Source organism: Aquimarina ulvae (genome assembly GCF_053613295.3).
Genome location: NZ_JBSIBP030000010.1, coordinates 70,026 through 89,058 on the forward strand (window position 1 = coordinate 70,026; position 19,033 = coordinate 89,058).

The following is a 19,033-nucleotide window of genomic DNA, read 5'->3' on the forward strand; positions in this document are numbered from 1 at the left end:
ATCAAATTAATCCAAGGCTTCTTTCTGAGTATGTATTCGAATGTATAACTTATATTTATTAAAGTAAAACTAGTGCTACCAGTACGTAAAAAAATAATAGAAATCTCAGAAATGTTTTATAAACATGATGGGGATTTGGCGCGCACTATTTTCTGGAATAGCCTATATATAGCTTTTTTATTATTACCATTAGGGATTAACCTACCAACTCCATTTTTTATTATCTCTATTCTACTAGGGTTGATTAATATTTTTAAATCTGGTAAAAAGTTTGATTCTGGTAATAAAATAGTTCTGTTATTTCCATTATACTTTGTAATGATGTTAATTAGCTTATTATATACCGAAAATATTTCTGATGGGTATGATCTAATACAACGCTCTTTATCTCTATTATTATTTCCGTTAATTTTTCTTTATGTAAAGGAAGATGCATCCACCGTTAGAAAATTGTTTGATTTCTTGCTTTTGGGATTGGTAATCTCATTTTTTCTTAACTTTTCAATAGCTATATACAATGTAATGGCTATTATAAAAGGTGGTTTTTCATTTGAAATTTCGATGGGAGACCTAAGTGTTTTTATAGATGCACTAACAAATGGTTGGAATTATTTCGTGGGCGACGAATTTTCCAAACTAATTAACCCTAGTTATCTTTCACTCTATATTTTATTAGTGTTAAGTTATTATCTAAAAAAAAGATTAGACACATCACTAAGAACTTTTTTGGTTGTTATACTATTTCTATACATATTTTTACTAGCCTCTATAGCTGCCTATTTGACATTAATAATAATGTCATTACTATTAATTTTTGATATTAAAAATAAAAGCAGAAAACATACAATGTTCATCATGTTTTTTTTGGGTCTTTTGATTTTCCTTAATAATCCTAGAGTCTTTGATTTTTATTCTAAAGTAAGAGCATTTGGAAATACCACAGAACACGCAAATTCCACCTCAGAAAGAGCAAGATTGTTATCGTGGAGTGCTAGCTTAGAACTTATCAAGGAAGCACCAATATTAGGATATGGAATCGGAGATGCTAATGATGTTTTGATCAAAAGGTATAAAAAATTAGGATACACATTTAATTTTGAAAACACCTACAATGCACATAATCAATTTCTTCAAACGTTCCTTCAAACCGGAGTACTGGGGTTTGGAGCCTTAGTTAGTATTTTTATTTTGCTAGCAGTTCGTATGAGAAGGAGTCCAAATGAGTTTTCTGTTTTTTTAATACTTTTTATTTCATTGATATTTGAATCAATGCTGGTGAGGTTTAATGGAATTGTATTTTTTTCTATAGTAATTCCACTTCTATTGAAAAAGAGGAGTATTTTGAGCAGTACAATTATACGCAATATCTAAATATCTCATCAAACATTAAAATAAACAAAATAGATGTCAAAATTATTAGTAAGAAAAGCGGTAAAGAATTATTTTTGAAAGCATAGAATTATACCAACTTAGTGTGTTTTGTAGCTATAATTATAAAAAAGTATCAATTCGAATGACTTTCGAAATATAATCTAAAAAAATTGTATAAATCATAGCTTTTTAAACTGGAAACTTTATTCTCGATATATCTTTTACTAGGGTAGAAGTAATCGAATTGTCGAGTTTTAATCAAAATATATAAATGCACAACGAGTTACATCATTAAACAACCGCCAAAAATGAATATTTTAGTATTAGGATCAGGAGGAAGAGAGCACACATTTACATATAAAATTGCACAAAGTAGTTTGTGCAAAAAATTATTTGTAGCACCCGGTAATGCAGGAACATCTGAGATTGCTACCAACGTAGCATTATCCGTAACAGATTTTGAAGCAATTAAGAAACTAGTCTTAAAAGAAGGAATAGAAATGGTTGTGGTTGGACCAGAAGATCCATTAGTAAAAGGAATTACCAACTTCTTTGCAGAAGATAATGATTTAAAAAAAGTTTCGGTTATTGGACCATCACAAGAAGGAGCTAGGTTAGAAGGTAGTAAAGAATATGCAAAAGAATTCTTATTTAGGCATAACATCCCAACGGCTGCGTACCAAAGCTTTACTGTGGACACTGTTAATCAGGGAAAACAATTTCTGGAAACGTTACAACCTCCATATGTGCTAAAAGCAGACGGGCTTGCTGCTGGTAAAGGAGTTCTCATCCTTAACGATATAAAAGAAGCTAAGGCAGAACTCGAAAATATGTTGACAAATAAAAAGTTCGGCGCAGCCAGTGAAAAAGTGGTGATCGAAGAGTTTTTGGATGGAATCGAATTAAGTGTATTTGTACTAACAGACGGTAAAAATTACATAACACTGCCTACTGCCAAAGACTACAAACGTATAGGAGAAGGTGATACGGGTCTTAATACAGGAGGAATGGGTGCGATCTCACCAGTTCCTTTTGCAGATGAGGTTTTTATGAGCAAGATCGAAGAACAAATTATCAAACCAACGGTTCAGGGTCTTGTAAAGGAAGAAATAGATTATAAAGGATTTATATTTATTGGATTGATTAAGGTCGGGGATGAACCAAAAGTGATAGAATATAATGTGCGTATGGGAGATCCAGAAACAGAGGCTGTTTTGCCAAGAGTAAAAACTGATTTAGTATCACTATTTATGCACGTATCTAATCAAACCTTAGATCAAATCAATATTGAGATTGACCCAAGAAGTGCTACCACGGTAATGACAGTTTCTGGTGGATATCCTGAAGCGTATGAAAAAGGAAAAGAAATTACAGGAATTAATCAGATTTCAGATTCAGTAGTTTTTCACGCAGGGACAAGTTTAGAGGAAAATAAAATAGTTACTAATGGAGGGCGGGTTATTGCCGTGACCTCATTTGATGAAGATTTTAGAAAGGCACTGGAAAAATCATATCAGAATATAGAGAAATTACATTTTGATAAAATGTATTACAGAAAAGACCTAGGATTTGATCTGTAATAAAAAGCTCATTGTTAATTTCAATGAGCTTTTTGTAGTGTATACTGTTAACCCGGATTATGTATTAGAACCTCGTAATGAAGCTTTGAGACCCATTAAATAATGGCTTTTTCTTGATTTTATCGTAGCACGGCTACGCTAAAATCAAGAAAAAGAAGTGAAACATCAGTATTTGAAGTAGCTCACAGATGTAATAGATTTTCTAATGCATAATCCAAGTTTAATAATCTAATTTAAAAAAGAGTGAGCTTTTGGATCTCTATCCTCTTCGTTGTTGTCATTAAACTTTTTCAACTCCTTCATCCAATAGAAAAAAGCCACAAAACCAATAATCATAAATAACCAATTTACAATATTAGCGGCTCCCCAACTTTCTAATTCTAAAGCTCTAAGACTGTCTAATGGAGCGAAAAGAACGTCGACAAATAGAGATTGAATAGCTTCAAAAAAATCTTTCATGATATGATTTTCAATTTCTTTATAAAAAACTAACTAAAATCTTTTTATAAATAAGTTATATTATATTTGAAACAATAATATATTGTTTGACGCAAAAATATAAAAAATACTAGTGTTATCAAGCTTTTTTAGTAAATCAAAACCAATTAATTTTATAATCATTGGGTTATATATGTCTGTGCTATATACAATAAGCCATTACAAAAATGGTTTCAGGCTCAATTATATTGCGATTCTTTTGTTTATTGGCGGACTATTAGCATACATTCTGTCTATGCTTATACTAAACTTAATAACTCAAAAAAATGATATAACCCAGAAAAGTACACATACGATACTTTTGTTTGCTTTTCTGACAGCTATGATACCCAATTCATTTACTAATATACATATCTTATTATCAAACTTGTTAGTTATTCTAGGGGTTAGGAGTGTTCTGAGTTTAAGAAATGGCAAGAATTTGAAGTCAAAGGTTCTGGATGCATCATTGTATATCGGATTGGCTTCTTTGGCTTATTTTTGGAGTATTGGATTTATCCTTATCGTGTTTTTAGGAATTTTATTTTTCGAACCCAAAAATTATAGGAACTGGATTATTCCAATTATTGGATTGCTGGTGGTTTATATCATAACTAATTGCTATACGTTACTATTTTACGATTCCTTTTATTCAATTACAGATTATGTAGAACCACTGTCATTTTCTTTTGAAGGATACAGCTATAAAGGAGGGGTTTTTTCGATAGGAGTTCTGGCAATTTGTACATTGTTTTTTTTTACAATATACATGATAAAGTATAATAGGAAATCTACAAAATCAAAACCTGTGTTAAAACTCATTATAGCACAATTATTAATGGCATTGATCTTAGCGATTATCGTTCCTGAGAAAAATACTGCAGAAATAATGTTTATAGCTGCACCTTTGGCTATTATAGGAACAACATATGTAGAAATGGATCACGATATGTTGATACAAGAAATAAACCTTTGGGTATTTGTTTTATTACCATTTATGACCTTATTGTTTTGATTGAAAACCATTTGGAAACTATAGAATCAGAACTTCATTGTCGATTATCATATAAATATATATGGTTTAGAAGACAAAACAATTTATGGGATAGTTATAGTAACTTTATATATACTACAGTACAATGGAAAGATTTGGTTCCTAAAATTTCTGAAACAATTGCAAAGTTTAACGTAGATAAAAAAGAATTCTTTTATTATACAATTAATAGGTGGTATAACTATTGGAGTTCTATAGCAATCGAGCTAATCTTCACGGATTTGGATGGAGTTATTCCTGCCAAACATAAAAAAGATAGGTTGGTAGATTTTTCTATATTAGGAGAGAAGTTTGATCATAAAACAAGTATTTTTCCTAATGGTTTCAAAAAATCACTGGAGTATGCCCGCAAACACCCAAAAGAACTTATTCATTGGCTGTATAAGAATCAAAGTCAACAGCAAAGAAAGCACTTAGAAAATAGGATGTTTGTGATTGTCCACGCTAATGACGGAGAACATTGGAAATTAAAAGCAGAAATTTCCTGGCTCAAGGATATAATCTCAGCATATGTTGCTACATTTGACGACTCAAAATTATTTAGACTACAGTTACAACCTTACAAAGTTACGAAGGCAGGTTTAATATGGGCTATAGCATAAAGGGTATCGGTTGTATAGAAAATGAATTATATAGGATCAAAATATAAACTTTCTGATTTCATCAAAACCACAGTTCAAGAAACTGTAAGTGGCACATTAAAAAATAAAGTGTTCTGTGATCTCTTTGCAGGAACAGGCATTGTCGGCAAAAGTTTTAAAACCTCTGTAAAACAGGTTATATCAAATGATCTGGAATACTATAGTTATGTGTTGAATCGAAATTATATAGGAAACTATACACCAATAGAAGCTTCAGATTATATTTCAGAATTAAACTTACTCCAAGGAAAAGAAGGTTTTGTCTTCAAAAATTATTGTTTGGGTGGTTCCAAACGTCTGTATTTTAGCAATCAAAATGGTCGTAAGATTGATGCCATAAGAATGCAAATAGAAAAATGGAAAATATCCGGAGAAATAAGTGAAGACACTTATTTTTTTTTACTGGCTTCGTTATTAGAAAGTGCAGATAAAGTAGCCAATACAGCTTCAGTATATGGCGCATATCTAAAAAAATTAAAGAGAACAGCTCAAAAAAAATTAGAAATAGCTTCAGCCAATTTCGAGACTACCACAAATCAACACCAGGTTTATAATAGAGATAGTAATACGTTGATAAAAGAGATAGAAGGCGATATTTTATATCTCGATCCACCTTATAATGCAAGGCAATATGGCGCTAATTATCATGTGTTAAATACTATTGCAAAATATGATACCTTTGTACCTGCAGGAAAAACGGGTTTACGCCCTTATGAAAGATCAAATTATTGTAAAAAAGGAGAAGTGATATCGGTTTTTGAAGAATTGATCAAAAACGCAAAGTTTAACTACATTTTTCTTAGTTATAATAACGAAGGATTAATGGCAGAAGAGAAAATAAGAAAAATCATGAAGCGTTATGGAAAATATGATTTAGAAACGACAAAGTACCAGAGATTTAAAGCAGATAAAACCGAAAATAGAAACCATAAAGCGAGTACAACAACAGAATATTTACACATCTTAGAAAAATAGAAACAATGTTTACAGATAAAGCAAACAAGATTTTTAAAGAAGTTATAGCCATGTATCATGTAATTGATCGTGTAGATCAGGAATTTTCGAACCCGTATGATAGTAAATCGCAGCAGATAGAACACTTATTATATCGAAAATGTTGGATTGATACAGTACAATGGCATTATGAAGACATTATTCGTGACCCAGAAATTGATCCAGTAGCAGCCCTAGCACTTAAAAGAAAGATCGATGCATCCAATCAGGATCGAACAGACATGGTAGAATATATTGATAGTTACTTTTTAGAAAAATACAGAGATGTAATTCCCAAGCAAGAGGCAACGATAAATACAGAAAGCCCTGCCTGGGGTGTAGATAGATTATCAATATTAGCTTTAAAAGTGTATCACATGCACGAAGAGACGATAAGAGAAGGTGCGTCTGACACCCATAAAGCAGCCTGTCAGAAAAAATACAATGTATTGTTAGAGCAGCAAGTGGATCTTTCTACTGCGATAGATACATTATTAAAAGATATAGAGAAAGGAGATAAATATATGAAAGTCTACAAACAGATGAAAATGTACAATGATGATGAATTAAATCCAGTTTTACGAGGAGAAAAATAATACTATTTCTTGAGTAAAAATAAGAACATAACAAAAAATAGCAAAGCCCTTTCTAAGGGCTTTGATGCTCATGTTTTGGTTATTAGACTTTCTGCAATGGGTGATGTAGCGATGACAGTTCCCGTATTGCGAGCCTTTAGAGTACAACATCCTAATGTCAAAATAACCGTGCTAACCAGAAAATTTTTCGAGCCCATGTTTTCTGGTATTGAAAACCTAGAAGTATATCATGCGGATGTAAATGGCAAGCACAAAGGAATTTTTGGCTTATTAAAATTATCTAAAGAACTTAAAGATATTGGGATAACTGCTGTTGCAGATGTACACAATGTACTGCGATCAAACATACTCAAGAATTTTTTTGCACTTCGTGGAATCAAAGTTGTGCAAATAGACAAGGGTAGAGCAGAAAAAAAGGCATTAATCAGATCAACAAATAAAGAATTTAAGCAGTTAAAAACTACCCATCAGCGATATGCCGATGTTTTCACTACACTAGGATATTCAGTCGATTTAGAAAAGCATGTATTTCCTGAAAAAGTAGCTTTAACTCCAGAAATTCTTAAACTAACCAAGAACTCTTCTAAAAAATGGTTGGGAATTGCGCCTTTTGCGCAGTATCAAAGCAAGGTGTACCCTCTAGAATTAATGATTGAAGTGATTGAGCAGCTCGATCATAGTAATACGTATGAGATATTTCTTTTTGGTGGTGGTAAAAAAGAAATTGACCTTCTTAATAATATTGAGAGTAAATACAAAAATGTAATCAATGTAGCCGGTACACTATCGTTTGAAGACGAACTAAAACTTATCGGAAACCTTGATGCAATGCTCTCTATGGATAGTGGTAATGCCCATTTAGCAGCTATGTACGCAGTGCCCACAATTACATTGTGGGGAGTTACGCATCCTTTTGCAGGTTTTATGCCATTTGGGCAGCCTATAGAACGGGCAATTTTACCCAATCTCGCAAAATATGAACAAATTCCTACCTCTATCTACGGTAATAAAGTACCCGCCGGATATGAAAAAGTAATGTATACCATCAAACCAGATACCGTTGTTGAAACTATTCTTAAAATGTAAGCTGTTGTTATGATGTATGACGAATCTTTCTTGACAAGAAAATTACTAACAACTATCAACAAAAAACCATTAACTAATTTTATACATCATCAAAGTCTATCTTTACAATAGATGAGGTTGGATGTGCCTGGCAAGCTAGTATGAAGCCTTCTGCAAGCTCTCCATCAGTTAGGATACTATTCTTCTCCATCACTGCGGTACCTTCGGTGATTTTGCATATGCAAGAGCTGCAAACACCACCTTGGCAAGAATACGGAGCGTCTATTTCTTCTTCTAAAGCCGCATCAAGAATTGTTTTTTTCTGATCCATAACAAAACTAAACGATTCGTCATCGACAAGGATGGATATTTTTGTCTTACCATCTAAATCAGCGTCAATTTCAGTGGCTTCTGTACTACTCGTAAAAAGTTCAAAATGTATCTTATCTTTCGAGACTTCATTTTCAATCAAAACGTCTGTGACCGTATGGATCATTTCTTCAGGACCACATAGGTAGAATGTCTCAAAAGAGGTATCTTTAAATTTATTTTTGGTGATATAGTTGATGGTGGATTTTTCTATTCTTCCAAAACGTGCTCCTTCTTCTCGGCTTCTGCTGTAGAAAAACTCTATAAATAACCTGTCAGGATGTTGTGTTTGTAAGGAAAGAAGCTCTTTGAAAAAAATAGTTTCGGTAGGGGTCTGATTTCCATATACCAAAACAAATCGGCTATTAGGTTCTTCTTCCAGTACAGTTTTAATCATACTCATTACCGGAGTAATACCACTTCCTGCGGCAAATGCCGCATACGTATTCGTAGCTGTGGTGTTAGATTTTAATAAAAAGTTCCCTTCAGGAGGATGCACATTTAATGTGTCACCAACTTTTAACTTATTGTTCGCAATGGCAGAAAAAGTTCCTTCTTCGACCTCTTTTACCGCAACTCTAAGAACTTCACTACCTACAGAACTACAAATAGAATAAGCTCTTCGTATTTCTTTGCCATCAACTTCGGTTTTAATGGTGATATATTGTCCAGCAGTAAACACATACGCTTTTTTTAGTGTCGGTGGAACCTCAAATTCTATAGCAACAGCCTTAGGAGTTTCTCTTGTAATATTCTTTATAGTAAGTGTGTGAAAATCTGACATAGCAATTTGGTAAACTTTATACTGAATACGTTGATCTTTAAGTTTTCAGGTAAGATCAAGATTACTTCTGATTATTTAGGAATCAAAATTTTTTTTGCAAAAATAACAAATGCATTATAGCATAGCATGATTTTGACATAAAATTATATACCTAAAATACTTATGCATAAGAAAATTATGTATATATTTGAAATTTAATATTTATTACAATGGGTAATTCTAAATTATATAAAGGGAGTCTAAACACCATTATTTTGAAGCTTTTGGAAGAAAGTGAAAAGATGTATGGTTATGAGATAACACAAAAGGTAAAAGAAATCACTAAAGGTGAACTAAATATTACAGAAGGAGCGTTGTATCCGGCATTGCATAAGCTAGAGGCAGAAGGGTTGTTAGATGTAGAAATGCAAAAAGTAGATAATCGTCTTCGAAAGTATTATAAACTAACCGAAAAGGGTACAAAGGAAACTACAAATCGATTAACAGAATTAGAGGAATATATAAGAACTATGCAAACCATTATTAATCCGGAGTGGAGTATTAATTAGTATGAGGAGATTAACTAAAGAGCAGATTAAATTTATAGAAGAATATCTAATACGACATAACGTGAAGTATTGGGATGTTCGAATAAATTTATTAGATCATATTATTTGCGAGGTTCAACAGAAAATAGGAGAAGGCGTTTCTTTTGAAGCTGCTATGGAACAAGTCCATAAAAGTTTCGGAAATAAAGTGTTTTTCTATGCCTGGGATATAGGCGTAAACAAATCTGGAAAATCTATTCACGAAGATAGCCGAGGTTATAAAAAGTTGCTAATTGAAAAGAGAAAACATATCACAAATGAAATAAGAAGAACGACTTTCGAAACAGTAAAGGCTGTACTAAGAAATTATAAAGTTGTATTGCCTTTTTTACTTTGTACAGGAATACTTTTTTCTTTTTCAGAATACTTCGCAATAAAGTGGATTATGTTGGGTGGGATGATATTCATGTTAATTCCTTGTATCTATGTTTGGATACAACAATATAAAAGAAGAAAGAAAACATCTCTTGCCTTGGTTGTATATTCTTCTTGGATAGGACTGATGTTATATTTTCCTAATATTTTGAATGAAGTAGAACAAATTGATGAAGGTTTCGTTAAAACTCCTCTATATCTGTATATAGACCTTGGTCTAACGCTTATGGCTGTTTTTTATACTTGGATCAGTCTTGTTGGTTATAGAAGATTTATAAAAAAATATGACAAACAATATCAAATGTTAATAGCAGTATGAAAAAATTAACGTTAGAAGATATACAATTTATAGATACGTATTTATCTAATTCTGATATTCACTATGAGGATATCAGAATAGAAATGATCGATCACGTAGCATCAGAGATTGAAAACTCAATGAATCAAGGAGATAATCGAAATTTCTATGCTATTTTTAAGGAGTATATGGTTCAAAATAAGGCTTCGCTAGTAAAACAAGGCAGCAAACCTGTTAATTGGAAAATTATTAAAAGTATCTCCAAACAATTTTTAAAAAACCTATACACCTGGCAAGTAATTCTAGGAAGTATTCTTTGTTTTGGGATTTTCAGCAGCATATATTCTTATTTTTACATTCAGAGTATGGTAGCCACCTTTTTTCCCATATTTTTATTGGTATTAGTGATGTTAATCCCGTTACTGATTTTTGGAAAGAAGAAATTTTCCTTCATCGGTAATTTTGGGATATTGGTCTCGGTATTTTTTACATTCAATTATTATTTCATTCCGTTTTTAGAAGAACCAACATTGTTCTTTTATATCTATTTAGGGATCATGACACTTTTCTTTGTATGTAGTTTAAAAACAATGATTTCATTGGTTGTGTTTTATAAAAACGTTTTCAAAGTATATAGTTTTTGATCATATTTTTCACTCACTTTTGTAACAAAATCTGTTTTTTGATTACTAAATAGTATAAGAAGTTTTTCTTATTACTTCAAAAAACTATCACAACTATGTTTAAACACTTTATCGCATTACAGTGGAAATCCTTTTGGCGAGCGGCTTCTGTTTCATCAAGTATTTGGATGAAAATATTTATGGGATTTTGGGCATTATACTTTATCTTAATGATGATAGGAGGAAGCTTTATTGCGTATAAATATATCAATAAAGAATTATGCCTGGATCCATTAGAAGTGGTCAGTAGATTTTTGATCTACTGGTGGGCGTTTGATCTTATTTTTAGATATGCTTTACAGAAAATGCCTGTCATCAATATAAAACCTTTATTGATCTTACCATTTAGTAAAAACAAGATTGTTTCTTTTGCTTTAGGCAAAACAATGTTATCATTTTTTAATATCATACACGGATTCTTTTTTGTTCCTTTTTCTGTGTTGTTAATAGCAGAGGGAAACGCCCCAGTACTCAATGTGCTCCTGTGGAATGTAGGTCTGATAGCACTGATATATGCTAATAATTTTCTGAATATTTTATTAAACAATAAAGACAATCTTATTTATGGGGTTGGTGGCGTTATAGCGTTATTAGGTGGATTGCATTATTTTGGGTATTTTGATGTTACACAATATACAGCGCCGTTTTTTCAGGGATTATACGAATCAAAGTTTTTAGTAGCTATTCCAGTAGCTGTTGCGATTACATTGTATATTATTGCTTTCAAATCCTTTGTCAAGGATTTATACCTGGATGCTGGATTAGCCTCCAAATCTAAAACTGTAAAGGCAGAAAATCTGGAATGGTTAAATCGTTTTGGTAAAACAGCAACCTTTCTTAAAAATGATATCAAACTTATTAAAAGAAACAAAAGAGCTAGATCTACCGTTCTGGTGAGTGCATTGTTTCTTTTCTATGGCTTATTGTTTTTTACTGGTGCGGTAGAAGCATATGAAGGTCCCGTTTGGAAAATATTTGCTGGAATCTTTGTTTCAGGTGGTTTCCTAATGAGCTTTGGGCAGTTTGTGCCAAGCTGGGATAGTTCATATTATCCATTAATGATGAGTCAAAATATTAAGTACAGAGAATATTTATCTTCGAAGTGGTGGCTAATGGTAATGGCAACATTTATATCGACCATATTAGCATCAGGTTATTTATATTTTGGGTGGGAAGCCTATCTGGCAGTAATCGTTGGAGCTATCTACAATATGGGAATGAACGCTCACGTAGTATTATGGGCAGGTGCCTATGTAAAAACCCCCATAGATCTTACGAGTAATAAAAAAGCGTTTGGTGATAAACAATCTTTTAATGTAAAAACATTAATGCTTTCATTACCAAAATTAGCGTTACCAATGATATTGTATGCAATAGGTCATTATGCATACAGTCCGTATGCAGGATATTTGCTGGTTGCAGTGGCAGGAATTGCAGGTTTCGCATTTAGAAATATGGTTTTTGATAAAATTGAAAGAATTTATAGAACAGAGAAGTACAAGACAATCTGGGCATACAAACAAAAAAAATAGAGAAGATGATAGGAATACATAATATTACAAAAACATATGCTGGTAATACAGTCTTGAGTATTGAACATTTGGAAATACCTAAGGGAGATAGCTTTGGTTTGGTTGGAAATAACGGAGCTGGAAAAACAACATTATTCAGTGCCTTGTTGGATTTAATTAAGCCAACTACAGGATATATCGAAAATAGTGGGATTAAAGTTAGCGAAAGCGAAGAATGGAAATCCATTACTTCTGCTTTTATAGATGAAACGTTCTTAATTGGATATCTTACAGCAGAAGAGTATTTTTATTTTATAGGAGAGCTTCGTGGGCAGAACAAAGCAGATGTTGATGCTTTACTGGCAAAGTTTGAAGATTTTTTTCACGGAGAAATCTTAGGACAAAAGAAATACTTGAGAGACCTTTCCAAAGGAAACCAAAAGAAAGCTGGGATCGTAGCAACATTAATAGGGAATCCAGAAGTAGTCATTTTGGATGAGCCGTTTGCAAACTTGGATCCAACAACTCAGATCAGACTGAAAAAAATAATAAAACAGCTTGCGGCTGACCCAAACGTAACAGTCCTAGTTTCCAGTCATGACCTTATCCACGTGACAGAGGTTTGTGAACGCATTGTGGTTTTAGATAAAGGCGAAGTAGTTAAAGATATTGTTACATCAGAAGCAACGTTAAAAGAACTAGAAGAACACTTTAACAAGTAATAAAAGGGGTTTAGAAACTTTTTAAAATAAATCCAACTCCGGTAAGCAAAATACCAAACAAAAGTAGTGCGATTGTAAGTCCATATTTTTCTATGAAGTCGTCCAGATACACTTCGTTCACCGCAGGAAAATCTTTATGTACATAAATAGAAACTTGTTCGTTAATGACATAATCTCTTGATGATGAAGAGGTTTTTGTTTTTCGCTCGTAAACTTTGCCTTTAAAAGTAAACTGCATTACTGGAGTGTACATTGTATTGGAGATTTTCCCATTGTCAGTGTCACTTACCGAGATGTAAGATTCATATCGGGTAATGATAGCACTAAGTTTTTCAGAGTCAGCTAAGGAATTGAGGGTTTTACCAAGATTTATTATACCACCTAGTAATAAACAAAGTCCAATAAAGACAAATATATAGTACATTATTTTTTGGGTTTTAGATGTTTTCGTATGTAATGAATCCTTGATTTCTTGCTTAAAATTTTGTTTCGTAGTAATGTTAAATATATTTATTTTCGGGTTATCAGTTATTTTTTTGATGACCTTATTCACATCTCGCAGAGACAAATCATAAGTATCTACTAGAAATTTTACAGCTTCCAGTTTTTTATTGGTGTTCAAGAACTGTTTGATTGTCTTTACATCTCTTGCAGAAATCTCTACGATTCTCATATTTTTAGTTTGGATAATAATGGCGTACAAATATCCATTAATTCAAAAAGTAAAAATACACTGTATTCAGGGATGCTTCTTGTGATAGCAGGTTATCAGACATCCTAAAAAAGCGTGTTCTCCTTTCTTAAACCCGCATTATGCATTAGAAAATCTATTACATTTGTGAGCCACTTCAAATACCGATGTTTCACTACTTTTTTTAATTTCATCGTGGTGCTACGCTAAAATCAAGAAAAGTCACTCTTTATTGGATCTCAAAGCTTCATTAAGAAGTTCAAATGCATAGTCTGGGTTAAAGGTAAATTGTTAACAACTTTGGCAGGTATTATAAAATCAATAATCAAATGAGAAAAAGTTGTTAATAACCTATTTTTTGCTGAAAGAAATGTATTTTTACGTTTCACACACTATTTTTGTGCCGTTCTGATGCACTAAAACGCAAGTTTTTAAGTTATCAGCGTATAAATTATTCAGATTTTGAGCAGAAAATTATTACAAATCATCGCTATATTTCTCCTAATAACGATTGGGTTTAGTTGTTCGCGCAAAAAAGATAAATGGACAAATAGAGCTTGGCATGATGTAACTACCAAGAACAATACACTGTATAATGGAAGAGTAGCCTTTGACAAAGGAAAACAAGATATTGTCCAAACCTATAAAGACAATTTTTGGGAGTTACTCCCAGTAGAAAGATTGATTGTAAGTGAAGATGTGCGATTGCCTAATGAAGTGCTTAATCAAAATTTTGACAAAGCTGAGGAAAAAGCAGCAAAGGCAATCCAGAAACATAGTATGCTTATTGATGGCAGGGAACGAAACCCTAAAATTGACGAAGCATTTTTGCTTTTGGGAAAAGCCAGATATAATGAACAACGGTTTATTCCTGCATTAGAAGCATTCAACTATATATTGTATAAATATCCTACCAGTAATAATATTAATCATGCGAAAGTATGGAGAGCAAAAGCTAATCTTCGATTAGACAATAACGAAAAAGCTATCGAGGATTTAATGAAGATGGTAGAAGAAGAATATATGGAAGCTCAGGATTATTCGGATGCGGTGGCGATGATTGCCCAGGCTTATATTAATCTGGAACAAAAAGATTCTGCGGTAACCTACATAAATAAAGCTGCTATACATTCTAAAAACAATGAAGAAAAAGGTAGATTCTTATACATTAAAGGCCAATTGCTCAATCGACTAGGGTATAAGGATAGTGCTAATTATGCTTTTGATCAGGTAATCGAGCTTAATAGAAAAACGCCTAGACGATATATGCTAAACGCATATATGGCTAAAGCGAGAAATTTTAGCTACGAAACTGGGAATAAACAAGAATTTTTAGAATTACTTACAGATCTTGAAGAAAATCGAGAGAACAGACCTTTTCTAGATAAAATTTATAACCAAAAAGCAGTGTACTTTAATACACTAGATTCTATTGATTTGGCAGTAGAATTTCATAACAAATCTCTTAGAACGGATTCCGAAGATAAATATCTGGAATCACTTAATTATAAAGCGCTAGGAGATATCAGATTTGATAATCAGGAATATGCTATCGCCGGAGCATATTATGATAGTACCTTAGAGCGTATGGTAGTAGATTCTAAAAAATACCGTGTTCTCAAAAAGAAAAGAGTCAATCTGGATGATGTAATTCTTTACGAAGGTATTGCTAAAACCAATGATAGTATTCTCAATGTTGTGGCAATGTCCCCAGAAGAAAGGCTTACGTACTATTCAGAGTATACAGAGAAGATTAAGGCAGAAGCCATGGCAGCAGAAGAAGCGGCGGAAATTGCAAGAATAAAAGGAGAACTACCTAATGAACAACGATTTAATAGACCTCAAACAGGTTTAGGTACTAGTGGTGGACCCAATCCTAATGAAGGAGGAACATTCTACTTTTACAATCCTACTACAGTAGCCTATGGTAAAACCACGTTTAAAAGAACCTTCGGAAACCGAGAATTACAGGATAATTGGAGAATTTCAAGTATTACCAAGACTAGTGCAGTATCTACGATCGACCAAAGCGAAATAGAGGAATACTCTATTGATAAGGACCCTACTTTTGATCCACAAACATATATTGTACAATTGCCAACCGATCAAGTGATTTTGGATAGTTTACAAACAGATAGAAATTTCGCTTATTACCAACTAGGTGTTATTTATAAAGAGAAATTTCAGGAATATGGACTTGCTACAGATAAGTTTGAAGGACTTTTAGATAGTAATCCTGAGCAACGATTAATTGTTCCTTCTAAATACAATCTATATAAAATATATCAATTAAATGGGGATGTAACAAAGTCAAATGAATTGAAGCAGGATATTATCAATAACCATGGCGATTCTCGTTATGCTAAAATTCTTCAAAACCCTGATGAAGCATTAAAGAATGATAAAAATAGTCCTGAATCTATATATAATAGATTGTATAAAGACTTTAAAAATCAGAAATATGCCGCTGTGATTAAAGAAAGTGATGAGTTGATCACAAAATTTGGTGGAGAAGATTTCGTTCCAAAATTCGAATTATTAAAAGCGCAGGCAATTGGCCGATATCAGGGATATGAAGCTTATAAAGAAGCACTGAACTATATTTCACTAAATTACCCACAAAGCCCTGAAGGGAAAAAAGCACAGCTGATTTATCAAACCACCATTCCCCAAATTCAGAATAGTGACTTTATTGAAGGCAATGAACAAGAAAAAAATCATAAACTTGTGTACGTGTTCTCAAGATTCGGCGATAATCAGGCACAGGAGTTAACAGAAAGGTTAGAGGCAGTCATTGAAGATCTTAGATATGACAAAATGAAAGTTTCTTTGGATATTTATACAAAGGATCAGCAGTTTGTGGTAGTACACACAAAAAGAGATAAATTAGGTGCAGAAGGTCTGGCAGAACTATTATCTCTTGGTAAAACAGAAGATACAAGAGGAGTGGATCTGACAAGATGGAATAGGAAAAAGAAATATTATCAAAAGGTGGACAAGGATTATTTTATAGTAGCCTCACCTAATTATAGAATTATTCAGATACATAAGAATCTGGATCAGTACTTACAACCTAAATCAGAATAATAATTTTAATCCCCCGTACTATGTTTTCAGACAACAAGAAAGGAAAAGATCAGGCTTTAACAGATTTTTCAAGAAATCAGAACAAGATTTCAGAAGGAACTAAAATTGTAGGAGACGTGATTTCCGAAGGCGGTTTTAGAGTAGAAGGAACTATAGAAGGAACTTTTAAGACCACAGGAAAAGTGGTAGTAGGAAAATCCGGCTATATTCAAGGAACATTAGAATGTTCTGATGCGGATTTTGAAGGAAAATTTTCAGGAAATTTAGTAATATCAGGTACATTATCCCTAAAACCAACCGCACATATAGAGGGAGAAGTTTCTGTAGGTAAATTAGCCGTAGAACCTGGAGCAACTTTTAACGCATCGTGTGTAATGAAAGGCGGTGTTAAATCTCTTGGAGGTAAGCAAGATGAACAAAAACAAGGACAAGGGAAATCAGCTTAGAAAGTATTTAGCATTAACAGGTATTGCCTTCGAAATGGGCGGTATCATTTTTGTCTGCGCATATGCCGGTAAAAAACTGGATGAATATTATCAACTGGAAAAGAATTGGTTTACAATGGGACTTGTTCTTTTAGGAGTAGCGTCGTCGTTGTATTTGGTAATTAAACAGCTTGACCGTATTAATAATTCTAAAAAATAGGTTGTCTGATTTTTTATAAAAACCCTTTGTAAAGTCATCTCAATAGTAAATCTTAAAAACAACGAGGATTCAATTCATGATATTTGATAAAGATATTTGGGAGAAAACGCTCAAGGGTTACTTATTAACCCGATGCGCAATAAAAAACAAAAACAGGCAAATGTTTTTGTTAAGTGAGGATACCGGTGCTGAGGGCATCGATTACTATCCTAGAAAACGATTTTTATTTACCTATAAGGAAAAGGAGCTGCCATCGCAAAAATACTATTACTACGGCTCAAGTGATTTTGGTATTTCAACGTTTGCCCATAATCCCGCGGATAACGAGACGCTGGCTGTGGACATGGCGGGCAATATTTATTCTCAAAGCAATGGTAAAGAACACAGTGAAAACAAGCACCCCACCAGCTTAAATGATACGGACCTTACTGCCGTGGTGGTTAACTTGAAAATTATCGGAAAGTCAATCTACTCGGTGGGCATTCCACGAAAACTCTATCTACGCAAGGGCATCAACCAGTGGGAAGATCTGGCGAAAGCCTTAGACACGCCAGTAGAGTTTAAGCAAGGTAAATCCTCATTAGAGTACGGCTGGAACGATGTCGCGGGCTTTTCCGAAGAAGACATTTACCTAGTCGGTGGGCAAGGTGATGTATGGTACTACGATGGCAAACGGTTCACGCAACTTGATTTCCCGTCAAATGAATTGTTGGAAAACGTTTGTTGCGCCGACGACGGCTATGTCTACATCGGCGGTAACTTGGGGCGACTTTGGCGCGGCAAAGGCACCGCCTGGAAACTGTTGTCTTCCCAAGAGTTTGTAACGCCATGGAAGGACATTGTGTGGTTTGCCAATCGTCTTTGGTTGGGTTCCGACTACGGCCTCTGGGAATATAGTGACAACGAGCTAAAACGCGCAACAGTGCCATCGCAGGTGAAAAACCGCTCCGGATCTTTGAGTATCAATGCTGAAAAAAACCTCTTACTTACTGCGGGGCAAAACGGTGCGTCCATGTTTGATGGCGTCAAATGGGAAGTGCTAATTGACGCGTTAGAAATAAATGATGCGTATGCTAAATAAGTTTTTATCGGCTACAAAATTATGGTAAAGATGCCAGAGCTTGATCGACAAATAATCAAAAATTTACTTCGTTTTCTGATACTATTTCTTCTCATATTATCAGTATTTTACTTTATACAAACATCGGTCATCGATTTTTTTTCTTTCCATAGTAATCCAAAAATTCTTAACCTATCGTATGTCTTTAATGCTATTTACACAGTAATACTAGTTACTCTTATTTTATTACTTAGTAATAATTTTAAAGATCAGATTGGTTTTATATTTTTGGCAGGCAGTTTTATTAAATTAGGTGTGTTTGTGGCGATTACTCAACTAATTAGTATTGAAGTGGATAGAAGCATTTTTCTTGACTTTTTTACTCCGTATGTGATTAGTTTAATCCTAGAGGTATATTATATTTCCAAAATCCTGAATAATTGA

At 33.3% G+C, this 19,033-nt stretch carries 19 protein-coding genes; 16 read left to right on the plus strand and 3 right to left on the minus strand.

Annotation, left to right across the window (positions count from 1 at the left end; genetic code table 11):
* Positions 1–111: 111 nt before the first annotated feature.
* Together ACWGOQ_RS18700 and purD are read left to right on the plus strand one after the other, a co-directional pair.
* Positions 112–1,371 (plus strand): O-antigen ligase family protein, encoded by a 1,260-nt coding sequence (locus tag ACWGOQ_RS18700; protein WP_452055826.1) that lies wholly within the window; start codon positions 112–114, stop codon positions 1,369–1,371.
* A 308-nt stretch (positions 1,372–1,679) separates the two neighbouring features.
* Positions 1,680–2,951, plus strand: a complete 1,272-nt coding sequence (gene purD / locus ACWGOQ_RS18705; RefSeq protein WP_452055825.1) for a phosphoribosylamine--glycine ligase — start codon at positions 1,680–1,682, stop codon at positions 2,949–2,951.
* Positions 2,952–3,179: 228 nt separating this feature from the next.
* Here purD and ACWGOQ_RS18710 read toward each other — a convergent pair whose 3' ends face one another.
* A complete protein-coding gene (locus tag ACWGOQ_RS18710; RefSeq protein WP_452055824.1) occupies positions 3,180–3,410 on the minus strand; it encodes a DUF6341 family protein in 231 nt (76 codons plus the stop codon).
* A gap of 112 nt (positions 3,411–3,522) precedes the next feature.
* Between ACWGOQ_RS18710 and ACWGOQ_RS18715 the strand changes: the two genes are divergently transcribed.
* Genes ACWGOQ_RS18715 through ACWGOQ_RS18735 form a run of 5 tightly spaced genes read left to right on the plus strand, consistent with a single transcriptional unit; the run spans position 3,523 to position 7,798 of the window.
* On the plus strand, positions 3,523–4,443 hold the full coding sequence (locus tag ACWGOQ_RS18715; RefSeq protein ID WP_452055823.1) for a DUF6427 family protein: 921 nt from the start codon (positions 3,523–3,525) through the stop codon (positions 4,441–4,443).
* An 11-nt stretch (positions 4,444–4,454) separates the two neighbouring features.
* Positions 4,455–5,084, plus strand: a complete 630-nt coding sequence (locus tag ACWGOQ_RS18720; RefSeq protein ID WP_452055822.1) for a hypothetical protein — start codon at positions 4,455–4,457, stop codon at positions 5,082–5,084.
* A 21-nt stretch (positions 5,085–5,105) separates the two neighbouring features.
* Positions 5,106–6,098, plus strand: a complete 993-nt coding sequence (locus ACWGOQ_RS18725) for a DNA adenine methylase (RefSeq protein WP_452055821.1) — start codon at positions 5,106–5,108, stop codon at positions 6,096–6,098.
* Positions 6,099–6,103: 5 nt separating this feature from the next.
* Positions 6,104–6,712, plus strand: coding sequence for a DUF4254 domain-containing protein (locus ACWGOQ_RS18730; protein WP_452055820.1), 609 nt, complete (start codon positions 6,104–6,106; stop codon positions 6,710–6,712).
* Positions 6,713–6,721: 9 nt separating this feature from the next.
* Complete coding sequence (locus ACWGOQ_RS18735) at positions 6,722–7,798, plus strand: glycosyltransferase family 9 protein (RefSeq protein WP_452055819.1); 1,077 nt, start codon at positions 6,722–6,724, stop codon at positions 7,796–7,798.
* A gap of 79 nt (positions 7,799–7,877) precedes the next feature.
* Here the strand turns inward: ACWGOQ_RS18735 and ACWGOQ_RS18740 are convergent, their stop codons facing one another.
* Entirely contained in the window at positions 7,878–8,930 is a 1,053-nt protein-coding gene (locus ACWGOQ_RS18740) for a 2Fe-2S iron-sulfur cluster-binding protein (protein ID WP_452055818.1), read from the minus strand.
* A gap of 209 nt (positions 8,931–9,139) precedes the next feature.
* Between ACWGOQ_RS18740 and ACWGOQ_RS18745 the strand changes: the two genes are divergently transcribed.
* The 5 genes from ACWGOQ_RS18745 to ACWGOQ_RS18765 all read left to right on the plus strand — a co-directional run bounded on the left by ACWGOQ_RS18745 (position 9,140) and on the right by ACWGOQ_RS18765 (position 13,106).
* Positions 9,140–9,478 carry a PadR family transcriptional regulator gene (locus ACWGOQ_RS18745; RefSeq protein ID WP_452055817.1) on the plus strand — a complete coding sequence of 113 codons (339 nt, stop codon included), beginning with the start codon at positions 9,140–9,142 and terminating at the stop codon, positions 9,476–9,478.
* Position 9,479: 1 nt separating this feature from the next.
* Positions 9,480–10,211, plus strand: a complete 732-nt coding sequence (locus ACWGOQ_RS18750) for a hypothetical protein (RefSeq protein WP_452055816.1) — start codon at positions 9,480–9,482, stop codon at positions 10,209–10,211.
* Positions 10,208–10,834 carry a hypothetical protein gene (locus ACWGOQ_RS18755; RefSeq protein WP_452055815.1) on the plus strand — a complete coding sequence of 209 codons (627 nt, stop codon included), beginning with the start codon at positions 10,208–10,210 and terminating at the stop codon, positions 10,832–10,834. Before ACWGOQ_RS18750 ends, ACWGOQ_RS18755 begins: the two co-directional genes overlap by 4 nt.
* Positions 10,835–10,929: 95 nt before the next feature.
* On the plus strand, positions 10,930–12,405 hold the full coding sequence (locus ACWGOQ_RS18760; RefSeq protein WP_452055814.1) for a DUF5687 family protein: 1,476 nt from the start codon (positions 10,930–10,932) through the stop codon (positions 12,403–12,405).
* A gap of 5 nt (positions 12,406–12,410) precedes the next feature.
* Positions 12,411–13,106 carry an ABC transporter ATP-binding protein gene (locus tag ACWGOQ_RS18765; protein ID WP_452055813.1) on the plus strand — a complete coding sequence of 232 codons (696 nt, stop codon included), beginning with the start codon at positions 12,411–12,413 and terminating at the stop codon, positions 13,104–13,106.
* A gap of 10 nt (positions 13,107–13,116) precedes the next feature.
* Here the strand turns inward: ACWGOQ_RS18765 and ACWGOQ_RS18770 are convergent, their stop codons facing one another.
* Positions 13,117–13,779 (minus strand): DUF3592 domain-containing protein, encoded by a 663-nt coding sequence (locus ACWGOQ_RS18770; RefSeq protein ID WP_452055812.1) that lies wholly within the window; start codon positions 13,777–13,779, stop codon positions 13,117–13,119.
* Between the two features lie 480 nt (positions 13,780–14,259).
* Here ACWGOQ_RS18770 and porW point away from each other — a divergent pair, with 480 nt between their 5' ends.
* From porW to ACWGOQ_RS18790, 4 genes are all read left to right on the plus strand, one after another.
* Entirely contained in the window at positions 14,260–16,884 is a 2,625-nt protein-coding gene (gene porW, locus ACWGOQ_RS18775) for a type IX secretion system periplasmic lipoprotein PorW/SprE (RefSeq protein ID WP_452055811.1), read from the plus strand.
* A gap of 20 nt (positions 16,885–16,904) precedes the next feature.
* Positions 16,905–17,330, plus strand: coding sequence for a bactofilin family protein (locus ACWGOQ_RS18780; RefSeq protein WP_452055810.1), 426 nt, complete (start codon positions 16,905–16,907; stop codon positions 17,328–17,330).
* Entirely contained in the window at positions 17,296–17,529 is a 234-nt protein-coding gene (locus ACWGOQ_RS18785; RefSeq protein WP_452055809.1) for an AtpZ/AtpI family protein, read from the plus strand. The genes ACWGOQ_RS18780 and ACWGOQ_RS18785 overlap by 35 nt, the downstream gene beginning before the upstream one ends.
* A 76-nt stretch (positions 17,530–17,605) precedes the next feature.
* On the plus strand, positions 17,606–18,610 hold the full coding sequence (locus tag ACWGOQ_RS18790) for a hypothetical protein (RefSeq protein ID WP_452055808.1): 1,005 nt from the start codon (positions 17,606–17,608) through the stop codon (positions 18,608–18,610).
* Positions 18,611–19,033: the final 423 nt, after the last annotated feature.